Origin of the sequence: Chryseobacterium sp. 2TAF14, assembly GCF_052115105.1 — a bacterium.
Classification (GTDB): Bacteria; Bacteroidota; Bacteroidia; order Flavobacteriales; family Weeksellaceae; genus Chryseobacterium.
Map to the genome: position 1 here is coordinate 1 of NZ_JBFRGA010000272.1, position 2,727 is coordinate 2,727.

The window sequence follows — 2,727 nt, forward strand, 5'->3', positions numbered from 1 at the left end:
ACCATGAACAGTGTGGAAGCTTCTTTTATGATTGGCATTTTTACGGTCAATACAGGTTTTGGATGGTTAATTTCCAGCCAGTTTGGTGAATACTGGAAATTTGGTTTTATGTCTATTTCAATTATTTCATTTTTTACCGTTTATCTTTTAACCAAAATTAAAATTGCTGAGCCACAAGATAAAAGCACAAGAATTTTCCCGGACATTTCAGGATTTGGCAAAACAACTTTCATTCTTTTTTTTGCAGTAAGTTTTTTTATTATTTTTATCGAGCAGAGCTTTAATTCCTGGCTTCCCGCATTTTACAAAGATCATTTAAAGGTTAATTCGTTTTTTGCGCTTCAGGCATCCTCATTTCTTGCACTTTTTTCTTATACGGGAAGAGCGATTACTTCAAAAATTATACAGCGTTTTCCGTTGTCGAGATATTTTATGGTTTGTGTAACGATGATTGCTATTTTGTTGATTTTTATTTCTGGTATTCAGTTTTATTTTAGCGAAAATGCGAGAGTTTTACTATTTCTTTTTCCGGTAATAGGTTTGTTTCTTGCGCCACTCTATCCTGTCATTAATTCAAAAATGATTGCAAAGATTGATAAAAATAAGATCAATGCTTTTACTTCTTTAATAGTAAGTGTATCTTCAATAAGCAGCTCGATAAACTCAATTTCGATTTCAGTACTGTTTAAAAATCAGATGCTTACTTATTATTCTTTATATATTTTGGGAGCCGTAATCATGGTTTCCGTTTTGGCATATTCTTATTTTAAACTTAGTGCTAAAAAAATTTAAAAAATAATTTTATTTTTACTGCATGAAAACTGATCACAATAAAAACATAGAGACATTAAAGGAACTTATTGAAAGAAAAGACCTTATCCCAAATGTATCCGTCGATTGTACAATTTTCGGGTTTCACGACAATATCCTGAAAGTTTTATTGTTAAAATATCACGACATGGATTTGTATTCTCTTCCCGGTGGTTTTGTTTTTATTGATGAAGATCTGAGAGAAGCAGCTGATCGTGTTTTGTATGAAAGAACGCATCTTAAGGGACTTTTTTTAGAACAGTTTCACACTTTCGGAAGACTCAACAGAACCGAAAACAATGTACATAAAACTTTAATTAACAATAAAGGTTTAGATGTGCCAAAAGATCACTGGATTTTGCAAAGATTTATCACGGTGGGATATTGCAGTCTCATAGATTTTACAATGGCAAATACTTTTCCTGATGCTTTTAACGAATCTTGCGCATGGTTTGAGGTAAATAAGCTTCCGCAAATGGCGTTTGATCACGACAGGGTTATTGCCGAAGGTTTACAGTATTTAAGAAAAAACATTGATACTCAGGTTGCCGCAAGCAATTTATTGCCCGAAAAATTTACCATGAAAGATCTTCAGTCTTTATATGAAACCATTTTAGGCGAAAAATTCAGACGAAATAATTTTCAACGTAAAATATTAAGTACCAATTCTTTAGAAAGAATGGAAAAATTATTTGATGGCTCTGCAAACAAAGCACCTTATCTCTACAAATTTATCAAGGAATAGTTTTTTTCTTTTTAAAGAAGTTTTGTTTTTCAGCATTCCGAAAAAATCTTATTTTTAGGAAAATTAATTTACATGTCATATTATCCTCTTACAAGCATTCCCGATTATTACGGAATTGATGCCTTACTTACCGAAGAACACAAGCTTATCCGTCAATCTGTAAGAGATTGGGTAGAAAGCTTCGTGATGCCGAATATCGATCAGGCAGCTCAAAATCATACCGATTTGCCAAATTTGATGAAAGAATTGGGGAAAATCGGAGCTTTGGGACCTTATATTCCGGAAGAATACGGTGGTTCCGGTCTTGATCAGATTTCTTACGGTTTGATTATGCAGGAATTGGAAAGAGGAGATTCTGCGGTACGTTCTGCAGCATCTGTGCAAAGTTCTTTGGTGATGTTTCCGATCAACGAGTTCGGTTCTGAAGAGCAAAAAAGAAAATATTTACCAAAATTAGCTTCCGGTGAAATGATCGGATCTTTCGGTCTTACTGAGCCTAATCACGGTTCAGACCCAAGTTCTATGGAAACTTACTTTAAAGATATGGGAGATCATTATCTTTTAAATGGAGCTAAAATGTGGATTACCAATTCTCCGCTGTGCGATATTGCCGTAGTTTGGGCAAAAAATGAGGAAGGAAAAGTACAGGGATTAATTGTTGAAAGAGGAATGGAAGGTTTTACTACTCCTGAAACTCACAATAAATGGAGTTTAAGAGCTTCTAAAACCGGTGAACTGGTTTTTAATGATGTGAAAGTTCCAAAAGAAAACTTATTGCCAAATGTTACAGGATTAAAAGGACCTTTATCTTGCTTAAATTCTGCGAGATACGGCATTTCTTGGGGTGTAATTGGTGCGGCAATCGACTGTTATTGCACTGCTGTTCAGTATTCTAAAGAAAGAAAACAATTCGGAAAACCAATTGGTTCTTACCAGTTACAACAGAAGAAATTAGCTGAATTTTTAACTGAAATTACAAAAGCACAATTACTTTGCTTACAGTTAGGAAACTTGAAAAACGACCACAAAGCAAGTCCTGCTCAGATTTCTATGGCGAAAAGAAATAATGTGAAAATGGCGATTGATATTGCGAGAGAATCGCGACAGATTCTTGGCGGAATGGGAATCATGGGTGAATTTCCGATGATGCGTCACGCTGCAAACTTAGAATC

General features: G+C 34.5%; 3 protein-coding genes. All 3 read left to right on the plus strand.

Annotation, left to right across the window (positions count from 1 at the left end):
- A partial coding sequence (locus AB4Y90_RS17300; RefSeq protein WP_441558808.1) for an MFS transporter occupies positions 1–792 on the plus strand: 792 nt, incomplete at its 5' end.
- Positions 793–814: 22 nt separating this feature from the next.
- The gene (locus AB4Y90_RS17305) at positions 815–1,555 is read left to right on the plus strand and encodes an NUDIX hydrolase (RefSeq protein WP_441558809.1); all 741 of its coding nucleotides are present in this window, start codon (positions 815–817) and stop codon (positions 1,553–1,555) included.
- A gap of 72 nt (positions 1,556–1,627) precedes the next feature.
- Positions 1,628–2,727 (plus strand): acyl-CoA dehydrogenase family protein (locus AB4Y90_RS17310; RefSeq protein ID WP_441558810.1); only part of this gene is annotated, 1,100 nt, incomplete at its 3' end.

Coding starts and splice junctions, on each gene's coding strand:
- AB4Y90_RS17305 (WP_441558809.1), top strand. CDS start 815: ATGAAAACTGATCACAATAAAAACATAGAGACATTAAAGGAACTTATT.